We start from the raw sequence: 17,239 nt of genomic DNA, 5'->3' as shown, positions 1-17,239 counted from the left end.
TTTACCCTGGATCAAGCAACAGATAATCAGTCTTGACCCTGCAGCTTGCCTATTTCAATGGAAACCACCACTCAAGATATGCGTTCGCGTAGTGTCGGCGAAGCCGAATCGCTTCCATTGCCGCCTGGTAACGTCTGTTTACCCATTATCGGTGAGACCATCAGCTTTTTAACGGATCGAAATTTCCACAAAAAGCGGTCAGAAAAGTATGGGCGCATCTACAAAACCCACATTTTTGGTAGCAGTAGAGTGGGCATCCTGCCCGCTCGCAAATATTGATAACAGGCAAGATGCCCGTTCCACCAAGATGGCCATAGCACCTATCGGGTCAAACCGTAAAAATGGGATGCACCCAACCGGGATTGATGATCCTGATATTTTTGGCATTATGGAAATAACTCCTTTTTAGGAGGGAGGAAAGCTGCGCTGGTCGTGGTTAACAGTTATTACCAGCGCAGCTATTAGTTTCAGTCGTCACCTTCTATACTATACATAACTCTTCAAAAAAATGCAAGGGTTAATTAAAATTATTTACATTTATTTATAACTATTTTTTTTAGCCATTTATGAACTAAATCATGTATACTATTTATAGTATTTTTTATTTGATACTTTTTATATAGCAGTAAATATGTAAGATTAAAAAAACAGTTTATATGATAGAATAGCTAAGCTTTTTTTATTTAAATTGGAGATTAATCAGTTATCAAAAAAAATTCACACTCTATCTTATAAATCCCGACTTACTGCTCCCTTTTCTAAAGTACATCGCCGAATGGATAAATGCTTTAAAATAGTTAACTATCAATATATTTCAATAAATAATCATTATGAATTGGAGAGAATACATTGATTCCAATCCCAATATTTTATTAGGTAAGCCAGTCCTTGCTCACGTGTTTGAGATTGGTGAAGAAGAGGATTTTGAGGAGGAAATTAAACTAACTCGTCAGAATCTGGCTCTGATGAATTTTCTTGATCAACGTTCCGCCAATGTCAAACCTGGTGCAGGTATCTCCATCGAAGAGATTAGGCAGCACCTTGATGAATAATTCTGGTGTATAACTCCATGATTAAATAGTTTTGCGTCAGGAGTGGTGACATCAAGACAGCCCTAGATCTAGCACAAGAGTTATATAGCAATCCGTGTAGGAATTGAGAGAATTTTGATGCCATATTCCCAGGGCGTGCGCTTTCCGTAGGCGAATTAAATTCGCCACGGGTCGCACCGCTCCCTACTCCCTACTCCCTGTTCCCAGATCCGCTGTTCCCTTCCAGTAGGGATTTCAAAATAAGATGGGTTTACCCTGGATCAGGCAAGAGATAATAAGTCTTGACCCTGCAGCTTGCCTATTTCCATGGAAACCACTACTCAAGATATGCGATCGCTTCCATTGCCCCCTGGTAATGTCTGTTTACCCATTATCGGTGAGACCATCAGCTTTTTAACGGATCGAAATTTCCACAAAAAGCGGTCAGAAAAGTATGGGCGCATCTACAAAACCCACATTTTTGGTAGTCCTGCGGTGACGATGAATACTGCAGAAGCGAATCAATTTCTGTTTACGAATGAAAATCAGTATGTTGCTTCTATCTGGCCCAAAAGCACGCAAATCTTACTTGGAGCCGCCTCACTGGCCAACCAAACTGGAGTTTTCCACCAAAAGCGCCGCAAGTTAATGTCCCAGGCGTTTCAACCGAGAGCATTAGCTAGTTATATTCCCACCATGGCCAACATTACTAGCAACTATCTCAAGAAATGGGAAGAGATGGGAACTTTAACCTGGTATCCTCAACTGCAGGACTATACCTTTGAGATCGCTAGTACCTTGCTGATGGGAACTGATGGCGGTTCCGAAACCCCTCTGGCTCAACTATTTAATAACTTTTCTGAGGGAGTGTTCAGTATCCCGCTCTCTTTACCTTGGACAAGGTTTGGTAAAGCACTGCGTGCTCGTCAAGGATTGCTGACCTATATCGAAACCATTGTCCAACAGCGACAGCAACAGAAAAATCCCGGAGAGGACGCCTTAGGATTATTGTTACAAGCCGAGGATGACCAGGGGAATTCCTTGAGTTTGGATGAAATCAAAGACCAAGTGCTTCTGTTGTTGTGGGCAGGTCACGAAACCTTAACCTCTGCGATCGCATCCTTTTGTCTGTTGACAGCGCAGCATCCAGATGTTGTTGCCCATCTCCGTGCTGAACAACAGCAGTTTTCTGGTTCAGAACCCCTAACCATGGAACATCTCAAGCAGATGACCTATCTAGAGCAAGTGCTCAAAGAAGTGCTGCGCATACTTCCTCCGGTTAGTGGTCTGTTTCGGAAGGTTATTCAGTCTTTTGAATTTAACGGTTACTTGATTCCTCAAGGTTGGACTGTACTGTGCCAAATTACCGAAACCCACAAAAATCAGGAAATTTATCAAGATCATCAACGCTTTGACCCAGATCGGTTTAGTCCAGATAGGACAGAAGATAAACAAAAAACCTTTGGATATATCCCCTTTGGAGGTGGTTTACGGGAATGTTTAGGCAGGGAGTTTGCCAAATTAGAAATGAAGATTTTCGCGGCTCAATTGCTCCGGGATTATGACTGGAAATTAGTGCCAGATCAAGATTTAGAAATGGTGGTGATTCCAACTCCCCATCCCCGGGATGGACTTAAGGTTAAGTTTAGCCGTAGAGTAGGCTCTTAAGTAAATAAGCTAGTGGAGGACAAGCAAAACTAATAGGAGTTACGGAAGTTTCCCTGACCAAGGTCTATATCTATAACGCTTTGTAGGATAGGCGAAGAAACTAAGAGTGTAGTGAGTCTCTTAGTTTCTATACCTTACCTTTGCACTAGCTATTTGTTTGAGCTTAAATACTATCAAACAATGTTCACAACTCACTTTACCTTGTACGAAGCAACTGCAACCCTTTTTTTCGATCAACTTAAGCTAAACTTCAAAGGTAAACTTCAGGATAAATAATCGATGCTAAAATTCTACTACAATACCCTCTCGCCCAATGTTCGTCGTGTCTGGCTCACGTTACTAGAAAAAAACCTTACCTTTGAAACAGTATTAGTTAAATTAGATGGCGATCAATTTCAACCAGAGTTTTTAGAAATTAACCCCTTTCATCACATTCCCGTTCTGGAAGATGACGGTTTGCGGTTAGTAGAATCTTTGGCAATTATGGACTACTTGGAAGCCAAATACCCCACACCTGCGCTGCTGCCAACTTCACCAGAGGCATTAGCCAAGGTACGCATGGTACAATTGTTGACTGCTAATGAGCTATTTTCCCCAGTAGTTCAACTCATCTGTCAAAAGGAAGATTCACCACAATTTACACGAGCCAAGCAGAAGCTAGATACAGTACTCAAATTTTTCTCCGAGTTATTAGGAAACAGCCCTTACTTTGCTTCGGACCAGTTAACCTTAGGAGATATCGTTGCTGGAGCAGCAATATCATTATTGCCGAAGTTAGAGATTAATCTTACTGATTATCCTAACATGGATCAGTGGTTTAAAAGATTGATGCAACGGGAACCATGGCAGAAAACAGACATGAGTGCAGAGGATTTTGAAGAATTCAAGCGGCGAATCAAAGTTCTGGTAAAACTGCGTGCTCGTGAACTGATTGGGGGAAATAAGACAAAGTAAATGTAAGCTATCAGCTATCAGCTATCAGCTATCAGCTATCAGCTATCAGTTATCAGTTATCAGCCGTCAGCCGCCACCTAAAGGCTCATGCGTGCGCGTTCAGCTTTGTGGCACAGGCTTATAGCCTGTGACTTTCGTGACTATTAAACCAATGCTTACTTGTTTTCTTCAAAAGCTGAGACCTAATCGCTAATAACTGAGAGCTTACAACTGAGAGCTGATAGCTGAATGCTTACAACTGAGAGCTGATAGCTGAATGCTTACAACTGAGAGCTGACCACTGAGAGCTGACCCACTAACACTAATACCCTTGACTCTCCACTCGACTAGAGAGTTTATCCTTTAACCATAGGGTGAGGATAAATCATGAAACAACAAAGCTTTCGTTTACAAGGAATGAGCTGCGCTGGTTGCGCCAGACGCATTGAAACCCTAATTCAAAGGGTTCCAGGTGTGGTAGAGTGCAGGGTCAATTTTGGTACAGAAGAAGCTAGTATTACCTACGATACCGAGGAAACTAACTCCAAAAAAACTAACCAGCAACTAACCAAACTGATTCAACAGGTAGTGAGTGATGCTGGCTACCAAGCTTTCCTGATCGAGGATATCAGTAATGAGCCTGATGATCACGAATGGCAACGTCAAGCCGAAACCCTTGACCTGAAACGAAAATTCATTGTCGGTGCGGTGCTTAGTACTGTCTTAGTGATTGGTTCACTACCGATGATGACAGGATTATCTATCCCCTGGATTCCATCTTGGTTACATCACCCTTGGCTACAGCTGGTATTAACCACACCGGTTCTGTTTTGGTGTGGACAGTCTTTTTTGACTGGAGCATGGAAAGCCTGGAAACACAAAACAGCAGATATGAATACTCTAGTCACCCTTGGGACTAGTGCTGCCTATGTCTATTCTCTTTTTCCCACTGTGTTACCCCCGGTTGTTTTGAAATCTTTCCTACCCCAAGGGGTAACTCTCCCTGTGTACTATGAAACCACTGCTGTAGTGATTACCCTGATTTTGCTAGGGCGATTGCTGGAACACCGGGCTAAAGGACAGACATCTCAAGCAATTCGTAAGTTGATCGGATTACAAGCTAAAACCGCTCGTGTGATTCGCCATGGTCAAGCCCAGGATATTCCCTTGGCTCAGGTGCAAGTTGGGGATGTGGTATTAGTGCGTCCAGGAGAAACTATTCCGGTAGACGGCATAGTTATGGAAGGGGCTTCTACTGTAGATGAAGCCATGGTCACAGGAGAAAGTGTTGCGGTCAAGAAACAGCCGGGGGATGAAGTGATTGGAGCAACGATTAATAAAACCGGTAGCTTCCAGTTCCAGGCGACTCGGGTCGGGAAAGATACCGTACTGGCACAGATTGTTAAGTTAGTACACCAGGCTCAAGGGTCTAAAGCACCGATTGAAACCTTAGCGGATCAGGTGACAGGGTGGTTTGTGCCCGTAGTGATTGCGATCGCAATGGTCACTTTTGGGGTTTGGTGGATGACCACGGGAAATCCTACCCTAGCCATGATTAATATGGTGGCAGTGTTAGTGATTGCTTGTCCCTGTGCTTTAGGTCTAGCTACTCCAACCGCAGTGATGGTAGGAACCGGTAAAGGCGCAGAAAACGGGATTTTAATTAAAAATGCCGAGAGTCTGGAATTGATTCATCAACTGCAAACTATCGTGCTAGATAAAACCGGAACCCTAACGGAAGGGAAACCTACGGTCACCGATTTTATTACAGTTGGAGGCATCTATGACTCCTCGTCAGAACTGGGCAGCTTTACCGGCAGCAATGAAATCAACTTGCTGCAACTAGCGGCAGTGGTAGAGAGTCATTCGGAACATCCCTTAGCTGAAGCAGTGGTGCGCTATGCCCAATCTCAGGGAATAAAATTGCAGTTACCAACACCAGAGAATTTTACTGCTGTTGCTGGCAGTGGGGTACAGGCAATTGTTGATCACGATCATCCCCTATTCTCTTCCGAACTGACAGATGATGGACTCAAGGGTAAGAGATTAGTACAGATTGGGACAAAACGATGGATGGAAGAATTAGGGATTGAAACAAATGTGACAGTGCAACCGAATCGGTCTTTAGCAGACTATCAGGGGGATTGGGAGGCGAGCCGTAAGACGGTAGTTTGGATCGCAGTTGATGGTAAAGTTGAAGGCATTTTGGGCATTGCGGATGCCCTCAAACCCGCTTCAGCTGAGGTGGTTAAAGCCTTGAAGCGGTTGGGATTAGAGGTAGTAATGCTAACGGGAGATAATCAACAAACTGCTGATGCGATCGCATACGAGGTTGGCATCCATCGGGTATTTGCTCAAGTCCGACCAGATCAAAAAGCTAGCATGATCTCTACTCTCCAAAAAGAAGGCAAAACTGTAGCAATGGTAGGGGATGGGATTAATGATGCCCCAGCTCTGGCTCAAGCAGACGTGGGGATTGCCATTGGTACAGGTACTGATGTTGCGATCGCTGCCTCTGACCTTACCCTAATCTCGGGAGATTTACAAGGTATCATTACAGCCATTCAACTAAGTCGTGCTACCTTCCGCACTATTCGCACTAACCTATTTTTTGCTTTTATCTACAATGTACTAGGAATTCCGATTGCGGCTGGTGTGTTATTCCCGATGTTTGGCTGGTTACTCAATCCCATTATTGCTGGTGCAGCGATGGCATTTAGTTCAGTATCTGTGGTAACTAATGCGTTGCGCTTACGGAATTTTAAGCCCATTTCTGGGTTATGAAACAATAGAAATAATCTAACCAGTTGTTTCTGTGAGCTACTGTCTCAATCCCAACTGCCCTAAGCCTTACAATCCTGATGGCAACAAGTTTTGCCAAACTTGCGGCACTAAACTCTTGTTAGGACAGCAATACCGCGCTCTTAAGCTGATTGCAGCAGGAGGCTTTGGCAGAACCCTTTTGGCCATCGACGAGGGAAAAGCCTCTAAATCCTACTGTGTGATTAAGCAATTTTACCCCCAAGGTAATCATGAAGCTAACAATCAAGCTAACCATCAAGTTAACAATCATCTTACCAGAGCTGCTCAATTATTTCACCAGGAAGCGTTGCGCTTAGAACAGTTGGGCAAACACCCCCAGATTCCTGAACTCTTCGCCCATTTTGAACAAGATCATCACTGGTACATAGTTCAGGAATTTATCCATGGGCAAAACTTAGCTCAAGAGTTGGCAGCAACTGAACCATTCCGAGAAGGTCAGATTCGTAGACTCCTGAGTCAGTTGTTACCAGTGCTCGACTTTATCCACCAAGGTAAGGTAATTCATCGGGATATCAAGCCAGAGAATATCATTCGTCGTCGTATCCTCCGCCCCAGTGCTGGCTTTGGAGTTATCACTCCCCCAGAGCTGGTATTGGTAGATTTTGGTGCAGCCAAGTATGCCACAGCCACTACCTTAGCCAAAACTGGCACAACTATTGGTAGTGCTGGTTATGCGGCTCCCGAACAAATCTTTGGTAAAGCAGTATTTGCCAGTGATATCTATAGTTTAGGGGTCACCTGCATTCATTTATTGACCCAAACTCAGCCATTTAATTTATACGATCCGATGGAAAATGGCTTTGTCTGGCGGGATTTTTTGGTCAATAATCCCGTCAGTAGACAATTGAGTCGGATTCTAGACAAAATGATTCAGAGTTCCATCAAGCTCAGGTATCAATCCGCGATCGCAGTGATGGACGATTTAGGAATCACCCAAGAAACCGAAGCTGGTCTGACCTGGGGGCCATTGCGCCGTAATCAACTAACTCCCAAATCCACTGGTAAAACTAATCTAAAACCTAACTCTAGGCCACCAAGAGGTAATCCCAGGATTATCGTTTTTGCAGCAACCACTCTCAAAGGTCATTCCGATGAAATTTATTCTGTGGCCTTTAGCCCTGATGGACGTACCCTAGCCAGTGGGTGTAGGGACAAAACTATCAAATTGTGGGAGTTGAACACAGCTTGGGAAATCCTGACCTTTGGAGGTTGGTTTTCTAAGCATTCCGCTGAAGTACGTGCTGTAGCATTTAGTCCTAAAGGCAGGAGTCTTGCCAGTGGTAGCGCTGACCACACCATCAAACTCTGGAATGTCCGTACTGGTAAAGAGATGTTCACCTTCACAGGGCATTCCGGTGAGGTTAATTCCATTGCCTTTCACCCCCAAGGATACCACCTTGCCAGTGGCAGTAGTGATGGCACCATTAAGCTTTGGGATGTTCGTAGCCTTACGCAGCTCACTACTCTGACCGGACATTCATCATTGATTCATTCAGTAACCTTTAGGCCAGATGGAAAAATCCTTGCTAGTGGTAGTGCTGACGCTACCATAAAGCTGTGGGATGCCTTAAGTGGTCAGGAAATTCACACCTTTGAAGGGCATTCAGACCAGGTGCTTGCGATCGCGTTCACTCCCAATGGACAGACCCTAGCCAGTGCTAGTGCTGACGGTACTATCAAGCTTTGGGATATTAGCACTGCCCAGGAAATTACCACCCTCAACGGACATAATGGTTGGGTTTATGCGATCGCATTTGACCGTCGTGGAAAAATCCTCGCTAGTGGTAGTGCAGATACTACTATAAAGCTATGGGATGTTGATGCAACTCAAGAAATTGGCACACTCAACGGTCATTCAGACACCATTCATGCTCTTGCTTTTGGTCCGAATAATAGAACTCTTGCCAGTGGTAGTTTCGACAACACCATCAAGATTTGGCGCTAGGTAGCTAGGGGGCAACAGGCAATAGGCAATCGGCAAAAGGCAATCGGCAATCGGCAATCGGCAAAAGGCAAAAGGCAAAAGGCAAAAGGCAAAAGGCAAAAGGCAAAAGGCAAAAGGCAAAAGGCAATCGGCAAAAGGCAATCGGCAAAAGGCAAAAGGCAAAAGGCAAAAGGCAATAGGCAATCGGCAAAAGGCAAAAGGCAAAAGGCAATCGGCAAAAGGCAAAAGGCAAAAGGCAAAAGGCAAAAGGCAATCGGCAAAAGGCAAAAGGCAAAAGGCAATCGGCAATCGGCAAAAGGCAAAAGGCAAAAGGCAAAAGGCAAAAGGCAAAAGGCAATCGGATGATTAATAAATAATAATTATAAATTATACTTACGGTAAACAGAATAACAAAGGAAAATTTTAAATGTCGATGCAACTAAAAGCTCAACAAAACTATTATTCTACAGAAGATTATTTAAAACTAGAAGAAACAGCAGAATACAAGAGTGAATATCGGGATGGAGAAATTATACCAATGACTGGTGGCACTACCAATCATAATCAAATTGCCCTTAATATTGCTACCCTTTTCAAACTCGGTTTAAAGGGAAAACAGTACAAAATTTATATTGGTGATGTGCGTTTGTGGATACCTCGTTACCGTCAGTATACCTATCCAGATGTTATGGTGATTCAGGGCGAACCGGTTTACACAGGTAAGGGGACAAATACAGTAATGAACCCAATGTTAATTGTCGAAGTTTTATCAAACTCTACTAAAAACTATGACCAAGGTGATAAGTTTTTATACTATCGTTCCATCTCAGAGTTCAAAGAATATATTCTAATCGAACAAAGTGAGTATCGTCTACTGCAATATAATAAAACTGCTACCAATCAATGGCAGTTCACTGAGTATGAATCAGAAAATTCCGTTATTTCTCTAAATTCCTTAGAGTTAAGCGTTTCTTTTCCAGATATTTACGAGGGGGTAAATTTTCAACTTAATCAAGACTAATGTTTTGATTAATTATTAAATTTGCTAAGCTGTTGCACCAATAACTATGTATATTATCCCAAGTCGTTCAAGCTGATGATATCAATGAAAATAACTTTAGGGTTAGGGCTATAGTAGCCTAATCAGGGTCACAAATAATTTCTGTTTGGGTGCGTTACGAACGCACCCTACCTATAGCGTTTGTATTTGAGATGTAAACCTAGGAGGTCTTTTTTATTGTCCAATAAAACTCCGGATTTCTTGCCCCTCTTGCCTTTTTCAGCAAGAAGTGTGTTTACAACCTAGATACAAACGCTATAACTACTTAACTAAAGCTATTCACTAATGAATCGCCAAATAGTAGATTCTTGATCCCGATCATATTCGTCGGTGAAGAGTACGCATAGGTGATTGCCGTCACAACCATAACCGTTGGTATCCAAATACAACCCGCGTTGAGTACTTTCAATGTGTAATGAATCAAATTCTTTAATGGGTCCGCCACCACCATTGGTTAACTTCCATTTAATTGTCTCCTGATAATCGTCTATCAGGTATTCTTGGCTACTATAAAGGGTAGAGACCGCTGGATTCAACAATTTGCTCCCCTCGTTATCATATAGATATCCTCCAGTATTATTTTTGTATCCATTATAGAGATAAACGACATCTCCGCTCACAACATCAGTACCATTGGCTTTCCCATTTGCAGATGTTATTATCCATGTGCCACTACCTTGATCGCGGTTCGAACTCGTAGAAGTAGATACACATAGGCCAAATTCACAATATTTTTTTGTATCCAAATAACCTCCATTTGTCCACTGGTATAGATTTTCAATATGATATCGATTACCATATTTTATGGTGTCGTGGGTGTCGTCGGCATGGGCAGCAGAAACAGATGTGCAGAATACACAAAGTATCGCTACCAATACAAAGGTTAGCTTTTTCAGCATTTTTATTCCAGAATTTTCAAGTTAACAGGGAATCATTATGGCACTACTGCGCTCCCAAATATATAGGGTGTTTGAACCGGCACAGTAGATGCTACTAGATCCATGACTGAATCGTTTCATGAAAGAAGCGTGATTAGTCTTGAGTTAACATTAAATTAAGATTTTTTCGGATTAGTGAAAGTATCCGTAGATATTCCTCTTCTATTTTTGCTACTCTAGTATAATTCCGAGCAACTGCTCCCTTGTCAGTTGCTTGAGTTCTTTGGGAGCTAGTTTGTGGGGTTTCGGTGTTCGGCTCATGCCGTCATACTACCGAATTTACCGATTTTATCAACCCTCCCCACCTAAATTCTTACCCTTCATCCTTTAACCCTTCAAACTTCAACCCTTCAACCTTCAACCCTTCAACCTTCAACCCTTCAACCTTGATAATGACTAGTAATTTTTTTAGCACAAAAGAAAAGTTTTTTGATCTGTGGGCACCAAACTACGACATCCTGTTCACCACAGTATTTTATCAGGCACTCCATAAACGGCTGTTAGAGTATATAGAACTCACAGATCAGCCCAATGTATTAGACCTTGGCTGTGGCACAGGTCGTTTACTTAATCGCCTTGCTCAAGAGTTTCCCAATCTTCGAGGCACTGGGGTAGATTTATCGACTAAAATGCTCGCTCAAGCCCGACAGCAAAATCAGCATCGGCAGCGAATAATCTATAGAAAAGGCAATGCTGAATTTCTCCCCTTTGCTGACAGGGAATTTGAAGCAGTATTTAATACCATCAGCTTTTTACAAAAATCCCCCAAAGCCGAAAGCCCCGTGTCTTTAGACCGAGGATGAAGGCTCGCCGTAGGCGACACTTCGTGAACGCAGCGGCTTGAGCCGCCGTGAGGAAAATATTCTAGAAACTTCCAAAATTTGTCGCTAGGCGTGGTATTATAAAACAATATCGGGATAGGTCGATACCAGATGATTGTCCTAGAGTTCAAAGCCTACGGCAAAAAACACCAATACTCAGCCATTGATGAAGCTATTCGGACGGGAAAATTCATCCGTAACAGCTGTATCAGGCTCTGGATTGATAACAAGGGGATTGGAAAGTATGACCTCAGTAAATACTGCAAGGTCTTAGCCAAACAGTTCCCCTTTGCCAATGATTTGAACTCCACAGCTCGTCAGTCCAGTGCTGAGAGAGCCTGGTCATCCATCGCCCGTTTCTACGACAACTGCAAGAAAAAAGTACCTGGAAAAAAGGGTTTTCCTAAGTTTCAAAAGCATTGCCGCTCAGTTGAGTACAAACAGTCCGGTTGGAAGTTGTCCCCTGACAAAAAGTCAATAACCTTCAGTGACAAGAAAGGGGTAGGGAAACTCAAGCTCAAGGGTACTTGGGACTTGTGGAGATTTGATAAGAAGCAAATTAAGCGGGTTCGCATAGTCCGGCGGGCTGATGGGTATTATGTTCAGTTTTGTGTTTCAGTTGACATAACGCAAGAGCTGGAGCCAACCGGAACAGCCCTCGGTTTAGATGTTGGACTAAAGGATTTCTACACTGATTCCGTGGGAAAAACTGAACCTAACCCACGATTTTACCGAACAGGTGAAAAGCGCTTAAAGTTTTATCAACGCCGAGTATCCCGAAGAAAGAAAGGCTCTGCTAACCGAAAGAAAGCCATTGATAGACTAGGTAGGCAGCATCTTAGAATAAGTAGACAACGTGAAGAACATGCCAAAAGACTGGCACGTTGCGTAATCTGGTCTAACGACCTGGTCGCCTACGAAGATCTAAGAGTTAGGAATTTGGTGAAAAATCACTGTCTCGCCAAGTCTATTAATGATGCAGGTTGGTATCAATTCAGAAAATGGTTGGAACATTTTGGTACTAAGTTTGGTCGGATAACGGTTGCAGTTAATCCTGCTTATACCAGCCAGAATTGTTCCCAGTGTGGTGAAGTTGTCACAAAATCTTTGTCAACTCGAACTCATACCTGCAAATGTGGTTGTCAATTAGACAGAGACCACAATGCAGCCATCAACATTCTTAAGAGAGCTTTAAGTACGGTGGGGCACACCGGAACTAGGATCCATGATCTGAACGCTTTGGGAGATCTGTCCTCTACTCTTCCTGACTCCGGTCTGGTTGAGCAAGACGGGTCGTTGAGCAAAGAATCCCCGTCCTTCTAGGGCGGAGAGTGTCAAACTACCTCAATCCTCAACAAGTGTTCTCAGAAGTTAGCCGGGTACTGGAAGCCAAAGGACATTATTACCTAGTAGACTATACTGTTAGAAAGCGAAAAAAGTCTTTACCAATTTCTCCTAACCGCATTCGTTTCTATAGCCGACAGCAACGGGAAGAATTTGGCCAGGTAGCCGGTTTGTCATGCTTAGGACATCACCATCTCCTCGGACCCGTTGTGCTAAGTATCTTTGAAAAACCTTAATAACTATAATCATAATTCCCTCTCTCCACACCTCCGATCACCTACCACACCTCCTTCTCTTTCCCAACTCCCGATTCCCGACTCCCGATTCCCGATTCCCTACTCCCTACTCCCTACTCCCTAACTAAAGCGCTATAGTTATTGAATTACCTCACAGCACTCTGGCACAGATGCCCGTTTTTCCATAGCAGCCACCAGTGCTTCATAAGATTCCCAGTGTTCACTAATCATACTAGTCGCCTGACGCTCAGCCCATCGTGCTTTCACTGAGTACTCACTAGCAGAAAAACCTAACCCTTCCAAAGCATCTCGGAGTTTTTCGCAGTCTTCTGCTCCGCCCTCAACATTCTCATAGACTATAGTTTCCGCAGCAATGCCTGCCATCCAAACCGTGCAAAATCGATCTAAGGTTAATCGCATTTCCCGAAGATTAGAAGCCTTAGCCGATAGTGCTTCAGTATCAAAGGTCACACCACCATTACCCAGTTGTCCCTGCTTCAAAGCTTCCCAAGCACTTAAGGTGTAACCAGTTATTGGAATACCAAGTAAGTAAGCCACCAGAAAATGACCCGCTTCATGGCGAATTATTCGTCCACGATGTTCAGGATTCGTACTCGCCAATACATCTAACAGCAGCGTTAACCCTTTCCCTTTGAAACTGAAGCCATCTAGGGTAACAAGACTCAAGACACCAAAAGTAGTTACCGCAGGGATTGCCGGAGAAATATTCAACAGTGGTCCTAGCAAAACCGAAAGGGTCATGCCAAAAACACCAATAGCAATTAAATTCAGCGCAATTTGTTGCATTTGTCCTTGGTTACTTGTTCGTTCATTGTTAGTTATATCATGTTTGTTTGAACAATTGTAAATAGTAGGGAATAGGGAACAGGGAACAGCGGATCTGGGAACAGCGGATCTGGGAACAGGGCATAGGGAGTAGGGAACAGGAAAGCGATAAATATTAGGAATATTACCTACTATCTATTTATGAACATTTTTTTTCTCTCATCTTTATATAAACATGATGAGAGACTTTTTTAATTATTAATTGAATTTTTTACTGTGGATACAAGTATCCAAGCCTTTCATCCTTCATATTTAAACCTTGGTAAAAATGCCACCCGATCCCATTCAACCAGCTAACCTAGCCTACAACGAACGCCAAAGGCGAACAACTTTTTGGAATTAAGAATGTAGAATTCTTAATTCTTAATTCTTAATTCTTAATTCTTAATTCTACATTCTTAATTCTTAATTCTTAATTCTACATTCTGGCAGACAACCTTCATACTTCGTCCTCAAACTTTGGTGTTTGCGATGGAGGAGAAGGAGCAGGAGTAGGTTTCTTACCTTTGTAGAACGTTTCCAAGCTCTTGGTATCTCCCACAAATCTCCAGTGCCAAGGCTCATAACTAATTCCTTGGGGATTGTCTTTAGGAAAAGACAACTCAAAGCTGTAGAAAGCCGCATTCTTTTCCAACCACTTAAAGGCTGCCGTATTCTCAAACTCAGGATTCACGTTGGTAGCTGGTGCCATGGCATCCCCAATATCAATCGCATAACCAGTGTGATGCTCACTGTAGCCAGGGGGAGCACTTACTTCAGCCCGTTTACTAGCCACCTGTCCTCGCTGTTCCTTGACTTGAAAAAACAGGTACTTTTGCTGCTCCACCGAACGGAAGCCGGAAATTGGCACTAGGATTACCCCCTGTCTCCTGGCTGCTGCAGCCATTGCTTTGTATTTCCGAGCTGCTGCAGCCTCCAGTTTAATCCGGCCATCACGGGTAATTGGTTGCAGTTGTGAGCTTAGCACTTCAGAGTAGGCTAAGTGTCCCAGAATGTTATCACCATCATTCCCCCTAGTGTTTAGACTCCCTTGGGGACTCTGTGAACTAGCTTCTGTCTGACTTTGAGTCGATGTTGCTTCACCAGACTTCGACTGAGCTTCAGGAGTTGGTTCCATTGGAATCAGGCTAAAGGCGATTCCTCCTATTGCTAATAGTCCAATAATTAGTAAGGTGACCTGCCAACGAGACCGGGGTTTAATATCCTGTCTATCCCTTACTGCCTCGGGAATATCATCTACTACTACCTCTGTTACCTCAGAAAGGTTTGCTGGTTCGCCCGGGAGACCTGGGTTATTCAATAGTCCACTCCTGCACTGACATCCAAATTATTACATTTATTTATGACATACCTATGGTTACTGAAAATCCCAGCAGTGTCAGGGAAGCAACTGGATTACTTGACCAATCGTTCCAGAATTGTTATAGTAAACATACGAGTTAAGCAACGGTGATGGCAAGGCACAAAACCTTTGACCCAGAAGATGTTCTAGAAAAAGCCATGGAAACCTTTTGGCTTTATGGCTATGAAGGGACCTCAATGCAGGACTTGGTCAAAAGCATGGGGATTAACCGAGGCAGTCTATACGACACCTTTGGTGACAAACGTTCCCTATTCTTGGCTGCGATCGCTCATTACAATGATACTTGTGTTAAAAATGCGATCGCATCCCTACAAGCCCCCACCGCCTCAAAGCAAGCCATTATCGACTTTTTCTACAACCTCATCGAAGGGGCTGTAGACGATAAAGACCATCGAGGCTGCTTGCTCACCAACACCGCTGTTGAACTGTGTCCCCACGATCCACAGACCTTATCCCGGATTGCTGCTAATCTGCGCTCAGTGGAAAACGCTTTTAAAAAAGCCTTATCCACAGCAAGGGAGCAAGGGGAAATCACAACCAACCATGACCTTCAGGCATTAGCCCAATATTTCACCAGTAGTATACAAGGGTTGCGGGTTATCTCCAAAGTCAACCCAGACCCAGAAACCCTAAGAGCTATTGTCAAGGTCATACTTTCCGTTCTCGATTGAGACAGTAAATTCAGAGAGTAAATTGACAGAGTAAATTGACAGAGTAAATTTTTTTACTCTTAATTGGAACGATTGTTCAAATATAATCTAACCAGGAGGAGATCATGACCTTAAGCCAAGACTTGATTAACCTAAATACCCAGCTCCGCGCTAAGCTACCAGAAGAAGCCAAAGCCATCATGGCAAAAGCAGGGGAAGACCTCGCTAATTCTGGCATTGTAGACAATAGCCTCAATGTTGGCGACAAAGCCCCTAACTTTACCCTGCCTAATGCCGTCGGTAAACTGGTAGAATTGCAAGACCTACTAGCCACCGGAGCCGTAGTCATTTCCTTCTACCGGGGTCAGTGGTGTCCTTACTGCAACCTAGAATTACGAGCATTGCAGCAATTCTTACCAGAAATTCAGAAATTAGGTGCAACCCTAGTTGCTATTTCCCCTCAAACTCCAGATAATTCCCTGTCCACTACAGAAAAAAACCACCTAACCTTTGAAGTACTCAGCGATGTTGGGAATAAGATTGCCAAAGAGTTTGGTCTAGTCTTCACCGTACCAGAAGAACTCCGACCAGTTTACCAAAGCTTTGGCATTGATTTACCTGCCCACAACGGCGATGAAACCTTTGAATTACCCATAGCCGCCAGCTATGTAATTAATCCCCATGGAATCATCACCCATGCCTTCGTTGACCTAGATTACACCAAGCGACTTGACCCAGAAGAGATTGTCAGCGCATTACAAACCCTGGCTGTAGCCGTATAAGTAGCTCAATCAAAATCGTAAGCATTAGCTGACGGCTGAATGCTTACGACACTACCAGCACCTTGTTGTGTAGGGTGCGTTAGGGGCGGGCTAGCACTCATTTTCCACCTCTTCGCGCCTTGTTAGGTTGCTGCCCGTAACGCACCACCGCGTCAAACAGCAAATATGGGATACACCCTCTTCATCCAGCAAATTAATAATGCTGAATTCATCAATATTTCAGTCAACAGTCAACAGTCATTCCTAGTTTAGGAGAAATTGAACTATGTCAGAAACAGCCAAATATATAACCCTAACTTACGATAACTTTGAAACCGAAGTCCTCAACAGCTCCATTCCAGTCATAGTAGATTTTTGGGCACCATGGTGTGGTCCTTGCCGGGTAATGAATCCAATCGTCTCTGAATTAGCTACAGAATTTGATGGAGTTGTCAAAGTAGGCAAATTAAATGTTGATGACTACGAACAACTAGCCAGCAACTATCACATTGAAGCAATTCCTTCCCTATTGTTTTTCAACCAAGGTAAAGTAGTTGAAAGGTTTGAAGGTCTTGTGCGTAAACCTACTCTGGTTGAAAAAATTAATGCCCTAACTAATCTCATTTCTGTTTAAGGAGGTAACATAGGATTATCGGATAATGGGTAATGGGTAATGGGTAATGGGTAATGGGTAATCGGTAATGGGTAATCGGTAATGGGTAATGGGTAATCGGTAATGGGTAATGGGTAATGGGTAATGGGTAATCGGTAATGGGTAATCGGTAATGGGTAATGGGTAATCGGTAATGGGTAATGGGTAATGGGTAATGGGTGATGGGTA

At 43.4% G+C, this 17,239-nt stretch carries 19 protein-coding genes; 14 read left to right on the top strand and 5 right to left on the bottom strand.

Going from position 1 to position 17,239, the window contains the following annotated elements; genetic code table 11:
- The first annotated feature begins 57 nt into the window (after positions 1-57).
- The 6 genes from F6J99_RS17745 to F6J99_RS17720 all read left to right on the top strand — a co-directional run bounded on the left by F6J99_RS17745 (position 58) and on the right by F6J99_RS17720 (position 8,400).
- On the top strand, positions 58-279 hold the full coding sequence (locus F6J99_RS17745; protein WP_293114052.1) for a hypothetical protein: 222 nt from the start codon (positions 58-60) through the stop codon (positions 277-279).
- 551 nt (positions 280-830) lie between these two features.
- Positions 831-1,052, top strand: a complete 222-nt coding sequence (locus F6J99_RS17740) for a hypothetical protein (protein ID WP_293114051.1) — start codon at positions 831-833, stop codon at positions 1,050-1,052.
- Positions 1,053-1,358: 306 nt separating this feature from the next.
- A complete protein-coding gene (locus F6J99_RS17735) occupies positions 1,359-2,699 on the top strand; it encodes a cytochrome P450 (RefSeq protein WP_293114050.1) in 1,341 nt (446 codons plus the stop codon).
- A 279-nt stretch (positions 2,700-2,978) separates the two neighbouring features.
- Positions 2,979-3,653 (top strand): glutathione S-transferase family protein, encoded by a 675-nt coding sequence (locus F6J99_RS17730; protein ID WP_293114049.1) that lies wholly within the window; start codon positions 2,979-2,981, stop codon positions 3,651-3,653.
- A 366-nt stretch (positions 3,654-4,019) separates the two neighbouring features.
- Positions 4,020-6,416: a heavy metal translocating P-type ATPase gene (locus F6J99_RS17725; RefSeq protein ID WP_293114048.1), complete on the top strand. Its 2,397-nt coding sequence runs from the start codon at positions 4,020-4,022 to the stop codon at positions 6,414-6,416.
- 31 nt (positions 6,417-6,447) lie between these two features.
- The gene (locus F6J99_RS17720) at positions 6,448-8,400 is read left to right on the top strand and encodes a WD40 repeat domain-containing serine/threonine-protein kinase (protein ID WP_293114047.1); all 1,953 of its coding nucleotides are present in this window, start codon (positions 6,448-6,450) and stop codon (positions 8,398-8,400) included.
- A 4-nt stretch (positions 8,401-8,404) separates the two neighbouring features.
- On the opposite strand, the gene F6J99_RS17715 is transcribed toward F6J99_RS17720, so the two are convergent.
- Entirely contained in the window at positions 8,405-8,737 is a 333-nt protein-coding gene (locus F6J99_RS17715; RefSeq protein WP_293114046.1) for a hypothetical protein, read from the bottom strand.
- A gap of 75 nt (positions 8,738-8,812) precedes the next feature.
- On the opposite strand from F6J99_RS17715, the gene F6J99_RS17710 reads away from it, so the two are divergent.
- Complete coding sequence (locus tag F6J99_RS17710) at positions 8,813-9,400, top strand: Uma2 family endonuclease (protein ID WP_293114063.1); 588 nt, start codon at positions 8,813-8,815, stop codon at positions 9,398-9,400.
- 314 nt (positions 9,401-9,714) lie between these two features.
- On the opposite strand, the gene F6J99_RS17705 is transcribed toward F6J99_RS17710, so the two are convergent.
- On the bottom strand, positions 9,715-10,338 hold the full coding sequence (locus F6J99_RS17705) for a hypothetical protein (protein WP_293114045.1): 624 nt from the start codon (positions 10,336-10,338) through the stop codon (positions 9,715-9,717).
- A gap of 431 nt (positions 10,339-10,769) precedes the next feature.
- Here F6J99_RS17705 and F6J99_RS17700 point away from each other — a divergent pair, with 431 nt between their 5' ends.
- From F6J99_RS17700 to F6J99_RS17685, 4 genes are all read left to right on the top strand, one after another.
- Positions 10,770-11,180, top strand: coding sequence for a class I SAM-dependent methyltransferase (locus F6J99_RS17700; protein WP_293114044.1), 411 nt, complete (start codon positions 10,770-10,772; stop codon positions 11,178-11,180).
- Between the two features lie 129 nt (positions 11,181-11,309).
- Positions 11,310-12,521 (top strand): transposase, encoded by a 1,212-nt coding sequence (locus tag F6J99_RS17695; RefSeq protein WP_293114043.1) that lies wholly within the window; start codon positions 11,310-11,312, stop codon positions 12,519-12,521.
- Between the two features lie 8 nt (positions 12,522-12,529).
- Positions 12,530-12,778 (top strand): hypothetical protein, encoded by a 249-nt coding sequence (locus F6J99_RS17690; protein ID WP_293114042.1) that lies wholly within the window; start codon positions 12,530-12,532, stop codon positions 12,776-12,778.
- On the top strand, positions 12,765-12,902 hold the full coding sequence (locus F6J99_RS17685; protein ID WP_293114041.1) for a hypothetical protein: 138 nt from the start codon (positions 12,765-12,767) through the stop codon (positions 12,900-12,902). Before F6J99_RS17690 ends, F6J99_RS17685 begins: the two co-directional genes overlap by 14 nt.
- A gap of 14 nt (positions 12,903-12,916) precedes the next feature.
- Here the strand turns inward: F6J99_RS17685 and F6J99_RS17680 are convergent, their stop codons facing one another.
- Positions 12,917-13,585 (bottom strand): ATP-dependent Zn protease, encoded by a 669-nt coding sequence (locus F6J99_RS17680; RefSeq protein WP_293114040.1) that lies wholly within the window; start codon positions 13,583-13,585, stop codon positions 12,917-12,919.
- A gap of 478 nt (positions 13,586-14,063) precedes the next feature.
- Positions 14,064-14,924 (bottom strand): M15 family metallopeptidase, encoded by an 861-nt coding sequence (locus F6J99_RS17675; protein ID WP_293114039.1) that lies wholly within the window; start codon positions 14,922-14,924, stop codon positions 14,064-14,066.
- Positions 14,925-15,076: 152 nt separating this feature from the next.
- Between F6J99_RS17675 and F6J99_RS17670 the strand changes: the two genes are divergently transcribed.
- The 3 genes from F6J99_RS17670 (at position 15,077) to trxA (ending at position 17,032) form a co-directional block, all read left to right on the top strand.
- Positions 15,077-15,658 (top strand): TetR/AcrR family transcriptional regulator, encoded by a 582-nt coding sequence (locus F6J99_RS17670; protein ID WP_293114038.1) that lies wholly within the window; start codon positions 15,077-15,079, stop codon positions 15,656-15,658.
- A gap of 104 nt (positions 15,659-15,762) precedes the next feature.
- Positions 15,763-16,419: a peroxiredoxin-like family protein gene (locus F6J99_RS17665; RefSeq protein ID WP_293114037.1), complete on the top strand. Its 657-nt coding sequence runs from the start codon at positions 15,763-15,765 to the stop codon at positions 16,417-16,419.
- 265 nt (positions 16,420-16,684) lie between these two features.
- Entirely contained in the window at positions 16,685-17,032 is a 348-nt protein-coding gene (gene trxA / locus F6J99_RS17660; RefSeq protein ID WP_293114036.1) for a thioredoxin, read from the top strand.
- On the opposite strand, the gene F6J99_RS17655 is transcribed toward trxA, so the two are convergent.
- Positions 17,029-17,239 (bottom strand): hypothetical protein (locus F6J99_RS17655; protein WP_293114035.1); only part of this gene is annotated, 211 nt, incomplete at its 5' end. The genes trxA and F6J99_RS17655 overlap by 4 nt on opposite strands.

It is taken from the genome of Moorena sp. SIO4G3 (assembly GCF_010692305.1).
GTDB lineage: Bacteria > Cyanobacteriota > Cyanobacteriia > Cyanobacteriales > Coleofasciculaceae > Moorena > Moorena producens_A.
The sequence above is the reverse complement of the archived record's forward strand: the minus strand, read 5'-3'. Positions and strand labels throughout refer to the sequence as shown.